Annotated in this window: 17 protein-coding genes; 16 read left to right on the top strand and 1 reads right to left on the bottom strand. The window is 68.2% G+C overall.

Features of this window, described 5'->3' with window-relative positions; all coding sequences use genetic code 11:
- Positions 1-3: 3 nt before the first annotated feature.
- The 15 genes from mraZ (at position 4) to lpxC (ending at position 17,177) form a co-directional block, all read left to right on the top strand.
- Complete coding sequence (gene mraZ, locus AB4Y64_RS12360) at positions 4-450, top strand: division/cell wall cluster transcriptional repressor MraZ (RefSeq protein ID WP_441816762.1); 447 nt, start codon at positions 4-6, stop codon at positions 448-450.
- 11 nt (positions 451-461) lie between these two features.
- A complete protein-coding gene (rsmH, locus tag AB4Y64_RS12355; RefSeq protein WP_441816761.1) occupies positions 462-1,424 on the top strand; it encodes a 16S rRNA (cytosine(1402)-N(4))-methyltransferase RsmH in 963 nt (320 codons plus the stop codon).
- A gap of 2 nt (positions 1,425-1,426) precedes the next feature.
- A complete protein-coding gene (gene ftsL, locus AB4Y64_RS12350) occupies positions 1,427-1,690 on the top strand; it encodes a cell division protein FtsL (RefSeq protein WP_158733508.1) in 264 nt (87 codons plus the stop codon).
- The gene (locus AB4Y64_RS12345; RefSeq protein ID WP_441816760.1) at positions 1,687-3,615 is read left to right on the top strand and encodes a peptidoglycan D,D-transpeptidase FtsI family protein; all 1,929 of its coding nucleotides are present in this window, start codon (positions 1,687-1,689) and stop codon (positions 3,613-3,615) included. The genes ftsL and AB4Y64_RS12345 overlap by 4 nt, the downstream gene beginning before the upstream one ends.
- Positions 3,612-5,084 (top strand): UDP-N-acetylmuramoyl-L-alanyl-D-glutamate--2,6-diaminopimelate ligase, encoded by a 1,473-nt coding sequence (locus AB4Y64_RS12340; protein WP_441816759.1) that lies wholly within the window; start codon positions 3,612-3,614, stop codon positions 5,082-5,084. Before AB4Y64_RS12345 ends, AB4Y64_RS12340 begins: the two co-directional genes overlap by 4 nt.
- Positions 5,081-6,484, top strand: a complete 1,404-nt coding sequence (locus AB4Y64_RS12335; protein WP_441816758.1) for a UDP-N-acetylmuramoyl-tripeptide--D-alanyl-D-alanine ligase — start codon at positions 5,081-5,083, stop codon at positions 6,482-6,484. Before AB4Y64_RS12340 ends, AB4Y64_RS12335 begins: the two co-directional genes overlap by 4 nt.
- Entirely contained in the window at positions 6,474-7,559 is a 1,086-nt protein-coding gene (gene mraY / locus AB4Y64_RS12330) for a phospho-N-acetylmuramoyl-pentapeptide-transferase (protein WP_441816757.1), read from the top strand. The genes AB4Y64_RS12335 and mraY overlap by 11 nt, the downstream gene beginning before the upstream one ends.
- The gene (gene ftsW / locus AB4Y64_RS12325; protein ID WP_441816756.1) at positions 7,559-8,893 is read left to right on the top strand and encodes a putative lipid II flippase FtsW; all 1,335 of its coding nucleotides are present in this window, start codon (positions 7,559-7,561) and stop codon (positions 8,891-8,893) included. Before mraY ends, ftsW begins: the two co-directional genes overlap by 1 nt.
- 35 nt (positions 8,894-8,928) lie before the next feature.
- Complete coding sequence (gene murG / locus AB4Y64_RS12320) at positions 8,929-9,990, top strand: undecaprenyldiphospho-muramoylpentapeptide beta-N-acetylglucosaminyltransferase (RefSeq protein WP_441817010.1); 1,062 nt, start codon at positions 8,929-8,931, stop codon at positions 9,988-9,990.
- Between the two features lie 58 nt (positions 9,991-10,048).
- Positions 10,049-11,530: a UDP-N-acetylmuramate--L-alanine ligase gene (gene murC, locus AB4Y64_RS12315; RefSeq protein WP_441816755.1), complete on the top strand. Its 1,482-nt coding sequence runs from the start codon at positions 10,049-10,051 to the stop codon at positions 11,528-11,530.
- Positions 11,531-11,544: 14 nt separating this feature from the next.
- Positions 11,545-12,519 carry a D-alanine--D-alanine ligase gene (locus AB4Y64_RS12310; RefSeq protein WP_441817009.1) on the top strand — a complete coding sequence of 325 codons (975 nt, stop codon included), beginning with the start codon at positions 11,545-11,547 and terminating at the stop codon, positions 12,517-12,519.
- A complete protein-coding gene (locus AB4Y64_RS12305; RefSeq protein ID WP_441816754.1) occupies positions 12,516-13,256 on the top strand; it encodes a cell division protein FtsQ/DivIB in 741 nt (246 codons plus the stop codon). Before AB4Y64_RS12310 ends, AB4Y64_RS12305 begins: the two co-directional genes overlap by 4 nt.
- Entirely contained in the window at positions 13,253-14,488 is a 1,236-nt protein-coding gene (ftsA, locus tag AB4Y64_RS12300; protein WP_441816753.1) for a cell division protein FtsA, read from the top strand. The genes AB4Y64_RS12305 and ftsA overlap by 4 nt, the downstream gene beginning before the upstream one ends.
- A gap of 186 nt (positions 14,489-14,674) precedes the next feature.
- Positions 14,675-15,901 (top strand): cell division protein FtsZ, encoded by a 1,227-nt coding sequence (gene ftsZ, locus AB4Y64_RS12295; RefSeq protein WP_441816752.1) that lies wholly within the window; start codon positions 14,675-14,677, stop codon positions 15,899-15,901.
- Positions 15,902-16,262: 361 nt separating this feature from the next.
- Positions 16,263-17,177 carry a UDP-3-O-acyl-N-acetylglucosamine deacetylase gene (gene lpxC, locus AB4Y64_RS12290; protein ID WP_441816751.1) on the top strand — a complete coding sequence of 305 codons (915 nt, stop codon included), beginning with the start codon at positions 16,263-16,265 and terminating at the stop codon, positions 17,175-17,177.
- Positions 17,178-17,425: 248 nt separating this feature from the next.
- Here the strand turns inward: lpxC and AB4Y64_RS12285 are convergent, their stop codons facing one another.
- Entirely contained in the window at positions 17,426-17,863 is a 438-nt protein-coding gene (locus AB4Y64_RS12285; RefSeq protein WP_441816750.1) for a DUF721 domain-containing protein, read from the bottom strand.
- Positions 17,864-17,868: 5 nt separating this feature from the next.
- On the opposite strand from AB4Y64_RS12285, the gene AB4Y64_RS12280 reads away from it, so the two are divergent.
- The gene (locus AB4Y64_RS12280) at positions 17,869-18,792 is read left to right on the top strand and encodes a M23 family metallopeptidase (protein ID WP_441816749.1); all 924 of its coding nucleotides are present in this window, start codon (positions 17,869-17,871) and stop codon (positions 18,790-18,792) included.
- The last annotated feature ends 103 nt before the right edge of the window (positions 18,793-18,895 follow it).

The following is an 18,895-nucleotide window of genomic DNA, read 5'->3' as shown; positions in this document are numbered from 1 at the left end:
TGAATGTTCCAGGGTGAGACCGCCATCACGATTGACGACAAGGGCCGGCTGGCGGTGCCCACCGTCTACCGTGACGCCGTCGCGCGTGAATGCGGCAACCGCATGGTCCTCACCTACAACCCGTTCGAGTCGGGTTCGCTGTACCTCTACCCGCAGGCCATCTGGGAACGCGTCCGCGACCAGGTCAATGCCCTGCCCAAGGCCAAGAAGGTCAACCGCAGCATGCAGCTCAAGCTGGTCGGCGCGGCGACCTTCGTCGAGCTCGACGGCAATGGCCGCATCAGCATCCCCGCCAGCCACCGTGCCGCCGTCGGCATCGAGAAGAAGGCCGTGTTGCTGGGCATGGGCGACAAGTTCGAACTGTGGAGCGAGCAAGCGCACCACGCACAGATCCGTCAGACCATTTCTGACGACGATCTGAGCGAGGAGCTGCTCGACCTGCAGCTGTGACGGTGGGTGGCATGGGGCGCGGCGCGCTTTCCGGCCACCTTCCCGTGATGTACGCGCAGGTGCTGGACGGCCTGAACGTGCGCGGGAACGGAACGTACCTGGATGGCACGTTCGGGCGCGGCGGCCATGCGCGTGGCGTGCTGGAACAACTCGGCCCCGGAGGCCGGCTGCTGGTCATGGACAAGGATCCCGAAGCGATTGCCGTTGCCGAACGAGAGTTCGCCGCGGACCCGCGCGTGGCGATCTTCCGTGGCAGCTTCGCCGAACTGGCGCAGTGGAACGAGACCGCCGGCGGCCTCGACGGCATCCTGTTCGACCTGGGTGTGTCGTCGCCGCAGCTCGACGTCGCCGAACGCGGTTTCAGCTTCGGCAAGGACGGCCCGCTCGACATGCGCATGGACCCCGACAGCGGGTTGAGCGCGGCGCAGTGGCTGGCCCAGGCCGACGATCGCGAAATCGCCGACGTGCTGTGGACCTACGGCGAAGAGCGCATGAGCCGCAAGATCGCCCGCACGATCGTCGCGCGCCGTGCCGAACAGCCGCTGCTGCGCACCGCCCAGCTGGCCGATCTGATCGCCTCGGTGATGCCGCGCGGCGACAGCAAGATCCATCCGGCCACGCGCAGCTTCCAGGCGATCCGCATCTTCATCAACCGCGAGCTGGCCGATCTGGAGATCGGCCTCGACGCCGCGCTCGCCCGCCTCAAGCCCGGCGGCCGCCTGGCGGTGATCAGCTTCCATTCGCTGGAAGACCGCATCGTCAAGCAGTTCATCCTTCGCCACAGCAAGGCGCCGCCGGCCAATCGCCGCATGCCGGTGGAGGTGGCGTTCACGCCGGTGCTGCTTGCGATCGGTTCGGCGCAGAAGGCGTTCGACGAGGAAACCTCGGTCAATCCGCGCGCCCGCAGTGCGGTGCTGCGCGTGGCCGAGAAGCTGCCGGTTCTCAGCCCGGTGCACGGCAAGGAGGCGGCATGAGCATCGCCCGCCTGTTGCTGAGCGTGCTGGTGGTGGCCAACGTCGTTTCGGCGCTGGCGGTGGTGGAGGCGCGTCATCAGCACCGCCAGCTGTTCGTCCAGCTCAGCCGCCTGGAGCGCGCCCGCGACGAGCTCAACATCGAGTTCGGCCGCTTGCAGCTCGAGCAGGCGACCTGGGCCGAAAGCAACCGCATCGACCAGGTCGCGCGTGATCGCCTCGGCATGAAGTTCCCCGAAGGCGCCGAAACCGTGGTGATCCGCCCATGACCGGCCGCAATTCCAGGTCCGCCGGCCGCACCAGCCTGCTTGAGCGGGTGCTGGCGCTGCGCGAGAAGTTCGGTGGCGAGCGCGACAATCGCGTCGCCGGCAAGGGTCGCGGCCGCGCATCGTTCAACCTGCGCAACCGCCTGCTGATCGTCGGCACGGCGCTGGGCGTGTGCTCGCTGGCGCTGGTCGCGCGCGCGCTCGACCTGCAGGTCATCAGCAATGACTTCTATCGCCAGCAGGGCGATGCCCGCTCGCTGCGCGAGATCCCGATCCCCACCTCGCGCGGCATGATCACCGATCGCAACGGCGAGCCGCTGGCGGTGTCGACGCCGGTCGAGTCGATCTGGGCCAATCCGCAGGAACTGCTGGCCAATCCGGCCCGAATCCCGCAACTGGCCAAGACCCTGGGCGTGTCGTCCGACGCGCTGACGCGCAAGCTCAGCCAGCGCGCCGACAAGGAATTCGTCTACCTCAAGCGCCGGATCAACCCGGACGAAGCGCACCGGATCCTGGCCTACAAGATCCCGGGTGTGTTCTCGCAGCGCGAGTTCCGTCGCTTCTATCCGCAGGGCGAGGCGATGTCGCACGTCCTGGGCTTCACCAACATCGACGACCTGGGCCAGGAAGGACTGGAGCTGGCATTTGACGACTGGCTGCGCGGCAAGCCCGGCTCCAAGCGCGTGATCCGCGACGGCGCCGGTCGCATCGTCGAAAGCGTCGACCTGGTCAAGCAGGCCGAGCCGGGCCACGACCTGACCCTGACCATCGACCGCCGCATCCAGTACCTGGCGTTCCGCGAGCTGCGTGGCACGCTGCAGCGCACCGGCGCCAGCAGCGGCTCGGTGGTGGTGCTCGACATCGCCACCGGCGAAGTGCTGGCGATGGCCAACCTGCCGACCTACAACCCCAATGCGCTGAGCGTGGGCAACCCCGACACGCATCGCAACCGCGCCGTCACCGACGTGATCGAGCCGGGCTCGACGATGAAGCCGCTGACCGTCGCCGCCGCGCTCGAGGCGGGCGTGATCACCGCGCACTCCACCTTCGACACCAACCCGGGCTGGATGCCGAACGGTCGCTTCCGCACCACCGATCACCGCAACTACGGCGTGCTCGACACCACCGGCGTGATCACCAAGAGCTCCAACGTCGGCGCCGCCAAGATCGTGGCGCGGATCCCGAGCCAGAACTACTACGACTTCCTGCACCGCTTCGGCTACGGCCGCAAGACCCACAGTGGCTTCCCGGGCGAGTCGTCGGGCGTGCTGGCGCCGCCGTCGCGCTGGAGCGGCACCACCAAGCAGACCATGTCCTACGGCTATGGCCTGTCGGCGACGCCGCTGCAGATCGCCCAGGCGTATGCGGCGCTGGGCAACGGCGGCCGCCTGATCACGCCGACCTTCGTCAAGGGCGGCGAACAGAACGAACCGGTGCAGGTGCTCGATCCGGCGATCTCCGGCCAGATCATGCGCATGATGCAGACCGTGACCGAGCCCGGCGGCACCGCCACGCAGGCAGCGATCCTGGGCTACCACGTCGCCGGCAAGACCGGCACCGCGCGCAAGTTCAACGAGACCGGCGGCTACTCGCGCCGCTACGTGTCGTTCTTCGCCGGCGTGGTCCCGGTCAACAACCCGCGCTTCTCGATGGTGGTGGTGGTCAACGATCCCGATCCGGCCAAGGGCTACTACGGCGGCTTCGTCTCCGGCCCGGTGTTCAAGAACGTCATGGAAGGCGCGCTGCGCCTGATGGACGTGGCGCCAGACGATATCGGCACGTGGATGGCGGCGCAGGCCGAAGCCGAAGCCAAGCGCGCCAAGGCCAACGGCGGCAAGCCGTCCGGTGCGGTGCTGCCGGCGCCGGTGCAGGTCGCGGCCGCACCGCTGTCCACCGGCGTGGTCGCAACCCCCGGAGGTGGCCGATGAGCCGCCTCATGCCGTTGTCGGAGCTGCTGCCCGATGTCGCCGGCATCGCGCCGGAGCTGCAGATCAGCGGGCTGGTGCTCGATTCGCGCGCGGTCAAGCCCGGTTACGCATTCGTCGCCATTGCCGGCTTCGGTGCGCACGGGCTGCGCTTCGTCGACCAGGCGCGCGCCGCCGGCGCCAGTGCGATCCTGTTCGAGCCGCCGGCACCCGATGACCTGCCGGCACCGGCCGACGCCATCGCCGTGCCTGGCCTGCGCTCGCGCCTGGGCGAAATGGGCGACGCCTTCCACGGCCGCGCCACCGCTGCCATGGATGTCGTCGGCGTCACCGGCACCAACGGCAAGACCTCGACCGTGCAGCTGCTCACGCAGGCCTGGCACCTGCTCGGCATACGCAGCGGCAGCGTCGGCACGCTGGGCGCCGGCCTCTACGGCGAAGTGGTGCCGACCGGCTTCACCACCCCGCTGGTGCTGCAGACGCACGAGCTGCTGGCGCAGATGCGCGACCAGGGCGCTACTGCCGTTGCCATGGAAGCCAGTTCGCACGCGCTCGACCAGGGCCGCGTGGACGGCGTGCATTTCGATGTCGCGGTGTTCACCAACCTCACCCGCGATCATCTCGACTACCACGGCGACATGGCGACCTACGGCGCCGCCAAGGCGCGCCTGTTCGCGTGGCCGGGCCTGTCGGCGGCGGTGGTCAACCTCGATGACGAATTCGGCCGCGAGCTGCTCTCGACCGTACCGGCCGGCGTGCGCGCCATCGGCCTGAGCTCGCGCGGCGAGCGCGGTGCGACGCTGCAGGCGCAGTCGCTGCGTTTCGACAATGCCGGCATCGGCTTCGAGCTGGTGCACGAAGGCGAGGCCTGGCCGGTCAACTCGCCGCTGCTGGGCCGCTTCAATGTCGACAACCTGCTCGCGGTGGCCGGCACGCTGCTGGCGCTGGGCGAGCAGCCGGCGCTGATCGCGCAGGTTCTGTCGCAACTGCAGCCGATCCACGGCCGCATGAACCGCCTCGGTGGCGATGGCGAGCTGCCGCTGGTGGTGATCGACTACGCGCACACGCCCGATGCGCTCGAGCAGGCACTGTCGTCGCTGCGCGCCCACGTACAGGCGCGGCTGCTGTGCGTGTTCGGTTGCGGCGGCGATCGCGACCGCGGCAAGCGTCCGCAGATGGCGGCGATCGCCGAGCGCCATGCCGACGTCGTGATCGTCACCGACGACAACCCGCGCTTCGAGAACGGCGACGTCATCGTCGACGACATCATGGCCGGCTTCGCCAATCCGGCGCTGGTCAGCGTGCAGCGCGACCGCGCCGCCGCGATCGCACGCGCGGTCGGAATGGCCGGCCAGAACGATATCGTGCTGGTGGCCGGCAAGGGACACGAGCCCTACCAGGACATCCAGGGCGTGCAATACCCCTTCGACGACACCCAGGTCGCGCGCGCGGCGCTGGAGGCGCGGGCATGAAGCCGCTGCATCTGTCGCAGATCGCACGCATGACCGGCGGCCGCCTGCACGGCGAAGACGCCGTGGTGACCACGGTGGCAACCGATACGCGCGCGCTACCGCAGGGCGGGGGCGTGCTGTTCATCGCGCTCAAGGGCGAGCGCTTCGATGCGCACGATCACGTCGCCTCGCTGCCGGCGGACAAGGTTGCCGCCGTGCTGGTGTCGCGCCAGCTGGATGTGGCGATTGCGCAGATCGTCGTTGCCGACACCCAGCGCGCACTCGCCGACCTCGCAGCGGCCGTGCAGCGCGCGCGTGTGGAATCGGGCAACGCCGGCAAGACCGTCGCGATCACCGGCAGCAACGGCAAGACCAGCGTAAAGGCGCTCACGCTCGCGATCCTGGAGCGCGTTGGCCCGACCTACGCCACGCCGGGCAATCGCAACAACGAGATCGGCCTGCCGCTGGCGGTGCTCGACGCGCCCGAAGGCATGCAGTTCGCAATCTACGAAATGGGCGCCGGCCAGCCAGGCGACATCGCCTACCTGACTGCCGTGGTCCGCCCCGACGTTTCGGTGATCAACAACATCGCGCCCGGCCACCTCGAGCGCATGGGCAGCCTGCTTGGCGTGGCCGACACCAAGGCCGCGATCTACGACGCGCTGCCGGCCGAAGGCGTGGCGGTGATCAACGCCGATGATGCGTTCGCGCCGTACTTCGCCGAGCGCGCCCATGGTCGCCGCCTGGTCCGTTTCGGTCTCGATGCCAGCGCCGACATCACCGCGCGCGACGTCCAGGCGCAAGTCGAAGGCTCGCGCTTCACCCTGGTCACGCCGCAGGGCGAAGCGGCGATCACGCTGGCGCTGCCGGGTCGCCACAACGTCCGCAACGCACTGGCCGCGGCGGCGCTCGCGCTGGGCGTGGGGGCAACGCTGCAGGCCGTGGCCGACGGCCTCAATGCCGCCAGGTCGGTGCCGGGCCGCCTGATCACGTACCGCCTGGCCAACGGTGCAGTGCTGATCGACGACAGCTACAACGCCAACCCGGGCTCGCTCGCGGCCGCCATCGACACGCTGTCGGAGGGTGGCGGTGAAGCCTGGCTGGTGCTGGGCGACATGCGCGAACTCGGCGCCGATGCCGAAGCGATGCATGCCGAGGCCGGTCGCCGCGCCAAGGGCGCCCGCATCAGCCGCATGTTCACGCTGGGCCCGCACAGCGCTGCGGCAGCGGTGGCGTTCGGTGAAGGCGCCACGCATTTCGAAACACATGACGCGCTGGCCAGCGCTCTGCGCGCGGAACTGCGCGACGGCGTTCGCGTGCTGGTGAAGGGCTCGCGTGGCAGCGCGATGGACCGGATCGTCGCCGCGCTGGCCGACGCCGCGCCGCGCTCGGACAAGAAGGGGAATCCTGATGCTGCTTGAACTCACTCGCTGGCTCGAACAACTGCAGAGTCTGTTCGGACTGTTCAGTTACCTGACCTTCCGCGGCATCCTCAGCGCGCTGACCGCGCTGGCGCTGTCGCTATGGTGGGGGCCGGCGGTGATCCGCCGCCTGGGCCAGCTCAAGGGTGGCCAGCCGATCCGCAAGGACGGCCCGCAGTCGCACTTCTCCAAAGCCGGCACGCCGACCATGGGTGGCGCGCTGATCCTGCTCACGGTGATGGCGTCGGTGCTGCTGTGGGGCGACCTGCGCAACAAGTACGTGTGGACGGTGCTGCTGGTCATGCTCGCCTTCGGCGCGATCGGCTGGTACGACGACTGGATCAAGATCGTCCGCCGCGACCCCAATGGCCTGAAGTCGCGCTGGAAGTACCTGGCGCAGTCGGTGTTCGGTCTCGCCGCCGGCCTGTATCTCTATCTGTATGCCGACGTTCCGGCGGCCACCACGTTCTACGTGCCGTTCTTCAAGTCGATCGCGCTGCCGCTGGCGGGAATCGGCTTCGTCGCCATCGCCTACTTCTGGATCGTCGGCTTCTCCAACGCGGTCAACCTCACCGACGGTCTCGACGGCCTGGCGATCATGCCGACCGTGCTGGTCGCCTGCGCGCTGGGCATCTTCGCCTACGCCTCCGGCCACGCCGAGTTCTCCAAGTACCTGCAGATCCCGCCGGTGCCGGGCGCCGGCGAGCTGGTGATCATCTGCGCGGCCATCGCCGGCGCGGGCCTGGGCTTCCTCTGGTTCAACACCTATCCGGCCATGGTCTTCATGGGCGACATCGGCGCGCTGGCGCTGGGCGCGGTGCTTGGCACGATCGCGGTCATCGTCCGGCAGGAACTGGTGCTGGTGATCATGGGCGGCATCTTCGTGATCGAGACGCTGTCGGTGATGATCCAGGTGGGCTCGTTCAAGCTCACCGGAAAGCGCGTGTTCCGGATGGCGCCGATCCATCACCACTTCGAGCTCAAGGGCTGGCCGGAGCCGCGCGTGATCGTGCGCTTCTGGATCATCTCGGTGGTGCTGGTCCTGGTCGGCCTGGCGACGCTGAAGGTGCGCTGATGACCGACCTTTCGACCGCTCGCCAGGCAACGCGCCTCGACGCCATCGGCGGCCACTTCGATCCGTGGCTGCTGGGCATCTCGTGCGCGCTTGCCTGTGTCGGCGTGGTCATGGTCGGCTCGGCATCGATCGGCGTCGCCGACGGCCACGACGTCGGACCGTTCTACTTCCTCAGCCGCCACGTCGTGTTCCTGGCCCTGGGCCTGGTCATGGCGGTGTGGGTGATGCGCACCGAGTTGAAGACCATCGAGCAGCACAACCAGTGGTTGCTGCTGGTCTGCTTCGTGCTGCTGATCGCGGTGTTCGTCCCCGGCATCGGCAAGAATGTCAACGGCGCGCGGCGCTGGTTGAACCTGGGCGTGTCGAACTTCCAGGCGGTCGAAGCGGTCAAGCTGCTCTACATCGTCTGGCTGGCCAGCTACCTCAAGCGCTACAGCGAGGAAGTGACGGCAACCTGGGGCGCGATGCTCAAGCCGATCGGCGTCGCCGTCGGCCTGGTGGTGCTGTTACTGCTGCAGCCCGACTTCGGTTCGTCGTCGCTGATCCTGGCGGTCACCGCCGGCATGCTCGTGCTCGGCGGCGTCAACATGCCGCGCATGTTCGGCCCGGTGCTGATCGGCCTGCCGGTGCTGGCGATCGTCGCGATCGCCGAACCCTACCGCGTGACCCGACTGACCTCGTTCCTCGACCCGTGGCAGGACCCGTTCAAGACCGGTTACCAGCTGACCAACGCCTTGATGGCGGTCGGCCGCGGCGAATGGATCGGCGTCGGCCTGGGCGCGTCGGTGCAGAAGCTGTCGTACCTGCCCGAAGCACATACCGACTTCATCCTTGCGGTGATTGGCGAAGAATTCGGCTTCCTCGGCGTGTGCACCGTGGTCGCGCTCTACGCCGGCCTGGCTGGCCGCGCGTTCTGGCTGGGCCTGAAGTGCGTCGAGATGCGCCGCCACTTCGCCGGCTACTGCGCGTTCGGCATCGCGCTGTGGATGAGCCTGCAGAGCTTCGTCTCGATCGGCGTCAATCTCGGCCTGCTGCCGACCAAGGGTCTGACCCTGCCGATGATTTCCTACGGCGGCTCCAGCGTGATCATGACCTGCGCCGCGCTGGGCCTGCTGCTGCGCGTGTCCTACGAACTCGATCGCGCCCAGCGCCAGGTTGCCCGCGTGCGCAACGAAGCCACGCCGTCGCCGGCCGGGTCGCCGTCCTCGTCGCCGTCGCCGACAGCGCCTGCGCCGACGTCGATGCCTGCCTCGCAGTCCAAGCGCAGCGGCGACGTGCGCGGCACCAGCCGCCTGCGCCAGCGCGTCGAACCCACCCTGGGGAGGATCGCTTGAAGATTGCCGCGACCGATTCCGACCTGCACCCGGTGATGATCCTCGCCGGCGGCACCGGTGGTCACATCTTCCCGGGCCTTGCGGTAGCGCACGAGCTCAAGGAGCGCGGCGTGCCCGTGCTGTGGCTCGGCGCCGAGGGCGGCATGGAAACGCGCCTGGTGCCGCAACACGACATCGCCATCGATACGATCGCGGTCAGTGGCATGCGCGGCAAGGGCATCGGCACGCTGCTGGCCACGCCGTTCCGCCTGATCGGCGCAGTGCGCGCCGCGCTGCAGACGCTGCGCGAGCGCCAGCCGCGTGCAGTGGTCAGCTTCGGTGGTTACGCTGCAGGCCCCGGTGGCATCGCCGCTCGCATCGCCGGCGTGCCGCTGCTCGTGCACGAACAGAACCGCGCACCGGGCCTGACCAATCGCGTGCTGGCGCGCTTCGCACGCCACGTGTTGACCGGCTTCCCGGGCACGTTCCCGAGCCTCAAGGAAGAAGTGGTCGGCAATCCGGTTCGTGGCGAGATCGCCGCGGTGGTGCCGCCCAGTGTCCGCTTCGCCCAGCGCACCGGTCCGATCCGGCTGCTCGTTCTCGGTGGCAGCCAGGGCGCGCGTGCGTTGAACCTGGCGATGCCCAAGGCCGTGGCCGGACTGCGCGGGCGCCTGGCCTGCGAAGTGCGCCACCAGAGCGGCGAAAAGATGCGCGAGGAGGCCGAACAGGCCTACGCCAAGGCCGGCGTCACGGCTTCGGTGGAACCGTTCATCGCCGACATGGCCGCCGCCTACGCCTGGGCGGACCTGGTGATCTGCCGCGCGGGCGCCCTGACGCTGGCCGAATTGTGTGCGGTGGGTGTCGGCAGCGTGCTGGTGCCGTTCCCGCAGGCAGTCGACGACCACCAGACCAAGAACGCGCAGTACCTGGTCGACCGCGGCGCCGCGCACCTGGTGCCGCAGGGCGTCGGCAACGACCTGGGCGACCGCATCTCGGCAACGATCGAGATCCTCGGCGAGCGCGGTGTGCTGCTGCAGCTGGCGCACAGTGCGCGCTCGATCGCCAGGCCCGATGCCGCACAGCGCGTCGCCGATGCCGTCATGGAGGTGGTGCCGTGATGGCCAACTTCTCGTTCCCGATTCCCCATTCCCGATTCCCGCTCCACGGAAACACGCCATGAGTACCGCCCTGCGCCGCCGCCTGCAGCACACCGGCGACCTCGCCAAAGCCTTCCCGCGCGTGCACTTCGTCGGCATCGGCGGCGTCGGCATGAGCGGCATTGCCGAGGTGATGTGCACGCTGGGCTACCAGGTCTCCGGCTCGGACAACGCAGACAACGCCGTCACCCGGCGGCTGTCGGCGCTCGGCATCAACGTGCAGCGCGGCCACGCCGCGGCGAACGTGCTCGGCGCCGACTGCGTCGTGGTCTCCAGCGCCATCCGCGCCGAGAACCCCGAGCTGATGGAAGCGCGTGCACAGCGCATCCCGGTGGTGCCGCGCGCGGAGATGCTGGCCGAGCTGATGCGCTTCAAGCGCGGCATCGCGGTGGCCGGCACCCACGGCAAGACCACCACCACCTCGCTGGCTGCAAGCGTGCTCGCGGAGGGCGGCATCGATCCGACCTTCGTCATCGGTGGCCAGCTGCTTGCCGCCGGCGCGAACGCGCGCCTGGGCACCGGCGACTGGCTGGTGGCCGAGGCCGACGAGAGCGATGGCAGCTTCCTGCGCCTGAACCCGCAGATCGCCATCGTCACCAACATCGACGCCGACCACCTGGAGAACTACGGCGGCGACTTCGCCAACGTCCAGGCCGCGTTCGAGGAATTCATGCACCGCCTGCCGTTCTACGGCCTGGCGGTGCTGTGCATCGACGATCCGGAAGTGGCGGCGCTGGCGAAGAAGACGCCGCGCCACGTCATGACCTACGGCTTCAGCGACGTCGCCGACGTGCGCGCAGAGGACGTCGAGCAGGACGGTCCGAACATGCGCTTCACCCTGTGCCTGCCCGACGCGACGCGAACCCAGGTGACGCTGGCGCTGCCGGGCCGGCACAACGTGCAGAACGCGCTGGCAGCCGCTTCAGTGGCCTGGCAGCTCGGCGTCAGCGCCGAAGCCATCGCGCGCGCACTGAAGGCCTTCGCCGGCGTCGGTCGCCGCTTCAACCTGCTCGCCAGCCCGACCACGGCACGGGGCGCGAAAGTGCAACTGGTCGACGACTACGGCCATCACCCGAAGGAACTGGAAGCGGTGTTCGCCGCCGCTCGCGGTGGCTGGAGCGACAAGCGCCTGGTCGTGGCCTTCCAGCCGCACCGCTACAGCCGCACGCGCGACCTGTTCGACGAATTCGCCGCGGTGCTGTCGAGCGTCGACGTCCTGGTGCTGACCGAAGTCTATCCGGCCGGCGAAGCGCCGATTGCCGGTGCCGACGCCAAGTCGCTGGCGCGTGCGATCCGCGCGCGCGGCCGCATCGATCCGATCGTGGTCAGCGGCGCGGCCGACCTCGCCAGCGTGCTGCCCGACGTCCTCAACGACGGCGACCTGCTGCTGATGATGGGCGCTGGCGACATCGGCTCCGCCGCGCAGCAGATCGCGGCCCATGGCTTCAACGGCGGCAACCACAACGGCGGCAACCACAACGGCAACGGAGAGCGGAAGTGAGCGCGCAGTTCCCGATCGGCCCGACCCAGGTCAGCGATCCCGCGGTGTTCGGGCGCGTGGCCGTGCTCATGGGCGGCACCAGCGCCGAGCGTGAAGTCTCGCTCGACTCCGGACGCAACGTGCTCGAGGCGCTGCGCTCGCGCGGAATCGACGCGTTCGCGGTCGACGGCATCCCGGCCCTGGTCGACGCGATCCGCGCCGGCAGCGTCGATCGCGTGTTCAACATCCTCCACGGCAACAAGGGCGGCGGCGAAGACGGCGTCCTGCAGGGCCTGTGCGAAGCCCTCGGCGTGCCCTACACCGGCTCCAACGTGCTCGGCTCGGCGCTGACCATGGACAAGATCCGCACCAAGCAGGTGTGGCTGAGCGAAGGCCTGCCGACGCCGCGCTATGCGCGCCTGGCCCCCGGCGCCGATGTGCATGCGGCTGCGCGCGAACTGGGCCTGCCGGTGTTCATCAAGCCGTCGAGCGAGGGCTCCAGCGTCGGTGTATCGCGCGTGCTCGCCGACACCGATCTCGATGCAGCCGTCGCCCATGCCGCCCGTTACCCGGGCGAGCTGCTGATGGAACAGCTGATCGATGGCGAGGAACTGACCGTGCCGATGCTGCTCGTCGGCGGCAGGCACGTGGCGCTGCCGTCGATCCGCATCGTTCCCAAGGGCGAGTGGTACGACTACCACGCCAAGTACGTTGCCGACGACACGCAGTACCTGTGCCCGGGACTGGAAGGCGCCGAGGAAGACACCATCCGCCGCCTCGCGCAGGAGGCCTTTGTGTCCGCCGGCTGCCACGGCTGGGGCCGCGTCGACTTCATGCGCGACCGCAGCACCGGCGCGCTTCATCTGCTCGAAGTGAACACCGCGCCGGGCATGACCAGCCACTCGCTGGTGCCCAAGGCCGCGCGCCAGGTTGGCATCGAGTTCGATGAACTGTGCTGGCGCGTGCTCGAGTCGAGCCTGGCCCCTGTTGCGGGAGGTGCGTCGGCGTGAACGCCATGCTTCGCCTCGTTGGCTGGATCCTCGCGTTGGCGCTGGTCGTGCTGCCGATCGTGGCCGTGCTCAACGGCTGGATCGGAGCGAGCCAGTGGCCGCTGCAGAAGCTGCGCGCGACCGGCCAGTTCGAGCGTGTCGACGAGGCGTTGCTGCGCCGGACCGTCATGCCCTACGCGCAGCGCGGCTTCTTCGCCGTCGATCTCGCCGGCGCGCAGGACGCGGTGGCGAAGCTGCCGTGGGTCGAGCATGCACAGGTGCGCAAGCGTTGGCCCGATGTGCTGGAAGTGATCGTGGTCGAACACCGCCCGTTCGCCCGCTGGGACAAGGACCTGCTGCTGTCGCAGCAGGGCAAGCTGTTCCCGGCCAAGGGCGTCGAGGTTCCGCCGGGATTGCCGCAGCTCGGGGGCCCGCACGCGCGCGTCGCCGAAGTCGTGGAGCTGTACAACGAATCGCGCGCGCAGTTCGCGCCGATCGGCCTGGAAGTGAAGGAAGTCGCGCTCGACCCGCGCGGCAGCTGGACGCTGGGTCTGGACAACGGCGCACAGATCGTGGTCGGACGCAGCGAAGCACGCGCGCGCATCGGCCGCTTCGTGCGCCTGATGCCGCAGCTGATGGCGCAGCAGGCGCAGGTGCTCAAGCGCGCCGACCTTCGTTACACCAATGGTTTTGCACTGACGTGGGCGCCGGTCCCGGCGCCGGCGGCCGTGCCGCAACAACCGCAAGGACAGTCATGAATCGTAAGGGCGACAAGTCGCTGATCGTGGGACTCGACATCGGCACCTCCAAGGTGGTGGCGCTGGTGGGCGAGTACTCGCCGGGCAACCCGATCGAGGTGATCGGCATCGGCTCGCATGAATCGCGCGGCCTCAAGCGCGGCGTGGTCGTCGACATCGAGTCGACGGTGCAGTCGATCCAGCGTGCGATCGAGGAAGCCGAGCTGATGGCCGGCTGCGAGATCCGCTCGGTCTACGCCTCGATCTCCGGCAACCACGTGCAGTGCCGCAACTCGCAGGGCATCGCCCCGATCCGCGACGGCGAGGTCACCTACGGCGACCTCGACCGGGTGCTGGATGCGGCCAAGGCCGTGGCCATCCCCGCCGACCAGAAGATCCTGCACGCGATCCCGCGCGACTACGTCCTCGATGATTCGCAGGAAGGCATCCGCAACCCGGTCGGCATGACCGGCGTGCGCCTGGAGGTGCATGCGCACCTGGTGGTGTGCGCGCAGTCGGCCGCGGCCAACATCAGCAAGTGCGTGCAGCGCTGCGGCCTGCAGGTCGATGACCTGGTGCTCAGCGTGCTCGCCTCCAGCCAGGCGGTGCTGACCTCCGACGAGCGCGAGCTCGGCGTGGTCCTGGTCGACATCGGCGCCGGCACCACCGACATCGCGGTGTTCGTCGGCGGCGCGATCGCGCACAGCGCGAGCCTGCCGATCGCCGGCGACAAGGTCACCGAGGACATCGCCCACATGCTGCGCACGCCGACACCGGAAGCGGAGCAGATCAAGGTGCGCTACGCCTGCGCGCTGGCGCAGATGGCGACCGCCGAGGAATCGATCCAGGTGCCCAGCGTCGGCGACCGCCCGCCGCGACGCATGCCGCGCGCTTCGCTGGCGCAGGCGGTGCAGGCGCGCTACGAGGAAATCTTCGAAATGATCCAGGCCGAACTGCGTCGCAGCGGCTTCGAGCACCACGTCCGCGCCGGCATGGTCCTGACCGGCGGCGCGGCCAAGATGGAAGGCGTGGTCGAACTGGCCGAGGAGATGCTGCAGATGCCTGTGCGCGTTGGCATCCCGCAGCACGTGACCGGGCTGGGCGAAGTGGTGGGCAATCCGGTCCATGCCACCGGCGTGGGTCTTTTGTTGATGGGCAGCCAGATCGAGCACCCGCGTCGCCCGGTGATCTCCACCGGTCGCGCCGGCAGCTTCTTCAGCAAGCTCAAGAACTGGTATCGCGGCGAGTTCTGACGATGGTCACAACCGTTGCGGCAAGTAGTACGGAATCGACGCGGCGCATGCCGCAGCCGGTTCCCGGTCCGGGTAGGGAGTCCGGGCCACGAGGGCAGGCGAGGCGAAGGCGAAGAGCGGCAGGCAGCACCAGTTTTTCGAAAGCAACACGACACATAACTAGCAACACATAACGAGGACGACGACATGGCACATTTCGAACTGGTTGAAAAAATGGCCCCGAACGCGGTGATCAAGGTTGTTGGCGTGGGCGGTGGCGGCGGCAACGCCGTTGCGCACATGGTCAGCGGCAATGTCGATGGCGTGGAGTTCATCACCGCCAACACCGACGCGCAGGCGATCAAGAACTGCGGCGCCAAGCTGCAGCTGCAGTTGGGCAGCAACGTGACCAAGGGGCTGGGTGCAGGCGCCAATCCCGAAGTCGGCCGCCAGGCCGCGCTTGAAGACCGCGAGCGCATCATGGATGCACTGACCGGCGCCGACATGGTGTTCATCACCGCCGGCATGGGCGGTGGCACCGGTACCGGCGCTGCGCCGGTGGTGGCGCAGCTGGCCAAGGAGATGGGCATCCTGACCGTCGCCGTGGTCACCAAGCCGTTCCCGTTCGAGGGTCGCCGCCGCATGCAGGTCGCGCTCAAGGGCATCGAGGAACTGAGCCACCACTGCGACTCGCTGATCACCATCCCCAACGAGAAGCTGATCACCGTGCTGGGCCGCAACGCCACGATGATCCAGGCCTTCCGTGCCGCCAACGACGTGCTGCTCGGCGCCGTGCAGGGCATCGCCGACCTGATCGTCCGCCCGGGCCTGATCAACGTCGACTTCGCCGACGTGCGCACCGTGATGAGCGAGATGGGCCTGGCGATGATGGGCACCGGCTCGGCACGCGGCGACGACCGTGCGCAGGCCGCCGCCGAATCGGCGATCCAGAACCCGCTGCTCGACGACGTCAATCTGTCCGGCGCCAACGGCATCCTGGTCAACATCACCGCCGGTCCGGATTTCACGATGGCCGAGTTCGACGAAGTCGGTCGCACCATCGAGAACTTCGCCTCGGAAGACGCCACCGTCGTCATCGGCACCGTGCTCGACCCGGACATGCAGGACGAGGTCAAGGTCACCGTGGTCGCCACCGGCCTCAACCGCGCCGTCTCGCGCCAGTCGGTCCGCGGCAACGAGAAGGAAGCCCTGCGCGCCCCGATCACCCTGGTGCGCAACGCCACCACCGGCCAGCCGGAGTTCGGCGCCATGGAAGACATGGCCGCCCCGGTCCGTCCGAGTTTCGGCAACAGCCTGCGCGGCAGCACCAGCGCCCGCACGGCCGAGCCGTCGTCCTCGCCGGCCGTGGCCGACTTCGGCAGCGACAGCAGCTACCTGGACATCCCGGCGTTCCTGCGCCGCCAGGCCGACTGATGTAGATGACCACCCCTGCTCGCAGGGGCGGGCAAGGCAGCAGGGCCTCCGCCTGGCGACAGGAGGAGGGCAAGACCGTCGTCGTCCCCTAGTGCCTCCTTGGGCCTTCCAGGAGGGGCTTTAGGCCGGTCGGCCCCGCAAATGCGGGCCGACCGGCCATCTTGCCCGGCCGGCAAGTCGGGACAGTGACGAATTTCCGTTAAGGTTCAGCCACGCCGGTGGTATTCTTGCGCGCCGTTCAGGCGAGAACGATTTGCATCTGCCTGCCTGAGGCCCTACATATCCCGGACGTGCAAGGCTGAGCTCGTCCAGACGTGACCAGTCCCACGCAACAGGTCTGCCCCCGACAGGTTTTTTCCAGATGCTGCGTCAGCGCACCCTCAAGAACGTGATCCGCGCCACCGGCGTGGGCCTGCACAGCGGCGAGAAGGTCTTTCTCACCCTGCGCCCGGCCCCGGTCGATACCGGCATCGTGTTCCGCCGCGTCGATCTCGACCCGGTGGTGGAAGTGCCTGCCAGCGCCGAGCTGGTCACCGAGACCACCCTGTGCACGGGCCTGAGCTGCGGGCCGGCCAAGATCCAGACGGTCGAACACCTGCTGTCGGCTTTGGCCGGGCTGGGCATCGACAACATCTACGTGGAGCTGTCGGCGGCCGAAGTGCCGATCATGGACGGCTCATCGGGTCCGTTCGTGTTCCTGCTGCAGTCGGCCGGCATCGCCGAACAGGAAGCGCCCAAGCGCTTCATCCGCATCAAGCATCCGGTGGAAGTGCGCGAAGGCGACAAGGTCGCGCGCTTCGAGCCCTACGACGGCTTCCGCCTCGACTTCACCGTGCAGTTCGACCACCCGGCGATCCCGGCGTCGCAGTCGCGGGCCGTGGTCGAGTTCTCGACCGCCAACTACATCCAGGAAGTCAGCCGCGCCCGCACCTTCGGCTTCATGCGCGACCTGGAGTACATGCGCGAGCGCAACCTGGGCCTGGGCGGCTCGATGGACAACGCCATCGTCCTCGACGAGTTCCGTGTCCTCAACGACGACGGCCTGCGCTACGCCGACGAATTCGTCCGCCACAAGATCCTCGACGCGGTCGGCGACCTGTACCTGGCCGGGCACCCGGTCATCGGCACCTATGTCGGCTTCAAGTCCGGGCACGCGCTCAACAACAAGCTGGTCCGGGCCTTGCTGGCCGAACGTTCAGCCTGGGAAGAAGTGACGTTCAATCAGACCGACGCGGCTCCGGCCCCGGTCGCCTATGGCGTCCCCGCCACCGCCTGATACCCGCGCGTACCGATTACGCGGCTATCTGGGCCGGATCCTGGCGCAACCGTTTACATGAATTGGGTGGGCGTCACAGACGTGAACATCACGTGACGCTTTAACAATTATTTAACGGAAACCTATCAATTTGTTTCTAACCCTTTAACAATTTCAAGGGGTTAGGCCTTTAGCATGCCCCGACCGCAGCCAATCGATGGACCCCGGCAACAAGTTTGCCAAGGTCGATCAGGTTCGGCGGTGTTCCCTCAGGAGTCGGAAGAATCCGGTTCTTTCAGGAGTACCAGAGCGGCCTGCAGTGCTAGCAGTGCAGTCGCTGAGATGGGTTTGGCTTTCCGATCCGATTGTGGGGAGGCAGTCGTCGGAGTTGTCGTTTTGACGATCAGTTCAGCCGCATCCAGCCCGACGGAACGGGCCGCGTCGAGCAGTTCCGGGGCAGCGAGCCGCAACTTGGCACGCCACACCGGGGCGTCGACGACAAACACGAGCCTGCCTCGTTCGTAATTGGCCAGCCGCGCATGCGCGGCCAAAGACGGCGGCAGGTGTGGGCGTAACCGTAGGTCCAGTTGTTCGAGCCACAAGGCACGACGAATTGGACCGCCAGCGGGCTCGGCCAGCAGCGCGTCAAGCGCGGCCAGCGGAGTCGAAGAGCCGCCTTTTCGGGGCTTGTGCTTGGAATCAGACATAAGACATGACCTATCCATCCATCGTAAACAAATCCCGCGCCCAGCTGTCGCATTGGTTGCAGCAGGCCGGATATTGGGGAGCGCAGCGACCCGCCCTGGCCATCGCGTTGCTGCTTGGTGGCGGCGCGGCGATCGGCGCAGGCGCCGGCATTGCCGACAACGCCCTGCTGCGCGGCAAGTCCGAAAACCAGGAAGCGCTGATCGCGGCCACCCGCCGTGATGCCCAGCGCGAGATCAATGCCCTGGCCGCCCGCATGGGCGAGCTCCAGGCCGAGGCCAACCGCCTCAACGCCCTCGGTGAGCGCCTGACCCGCATCGGCCAGCTCCAGGACGGCGAGTTCGATTTCGACAAGCCGGTCGGCGTCGGTGGTGTCGGCCCGGTGCGTGACATGACCAAGGCCGAGCTCGACGAAGGCATGGCGACCCTGGGCCAGCAGTTCCAGGCCTCGGGCGAGCAGCTCTCGGTGCTCGAGTCGCTGCTGTTCAACCGCCAGCTCGACATGAACGCGGTCCCGGGCCGCGAGCCGATCGCCGGCAGCTACATCACCTCCGGCTTCGGCGGCCGCGCCGACCCGTTCAACGGCGGGCACGCCAACCACAAGGGCCTGGACTTCAAGGCCAACGTCGGTGACCCGGTGCTGGCCGTGGCCGACGGCGTGGTCAGCTACTCGGGCGTGCGCTCGGGCTACGGCAACGTGATCGAGGTCGATCACGGCAATGGCTACGTCACCCGCTACGCCCACAACTCGCGCCTGACCCACAAGGTCGGCGAGCTGGTCCGTGCCGGCCAGGAGATTGCCAAGGCCGGTTCGACGGGCCGCTCCACCGGCGCGCACGTGCACTTCGAAGTCTGGGAAAACGGCCGCGTGGTCAATCCGCGCAATTTCCTCAGCCAGCAGTCGCCGCTGAAGGTCCAGATCAAGGGTTGATGCCGCTTACTCCCTCTCCCGCATGCGGGAGAGGGCCGGGGTGAGGGCAGGCGAGCGCCTTGCAAGCACCGACCCTCGCCCCCACGGTACAATCGGACTGGCC

The sequence above is a fragment of the Lysobacter sp. TAF61 genome, assembly GCF_052113485.1.
Taxonomy (GTDB): domain Bacteria; phylum Pseudomonadota; class Gammaproteobacteria; order Xanthomonadales; family Xanthomonadaceae; genus Lysobacter_J.
The sequence above is the reverse complement of the archived record's forward strand: the minus strand, read 5'-3'. Positions and strand labels throughout refer to the sequence as shown.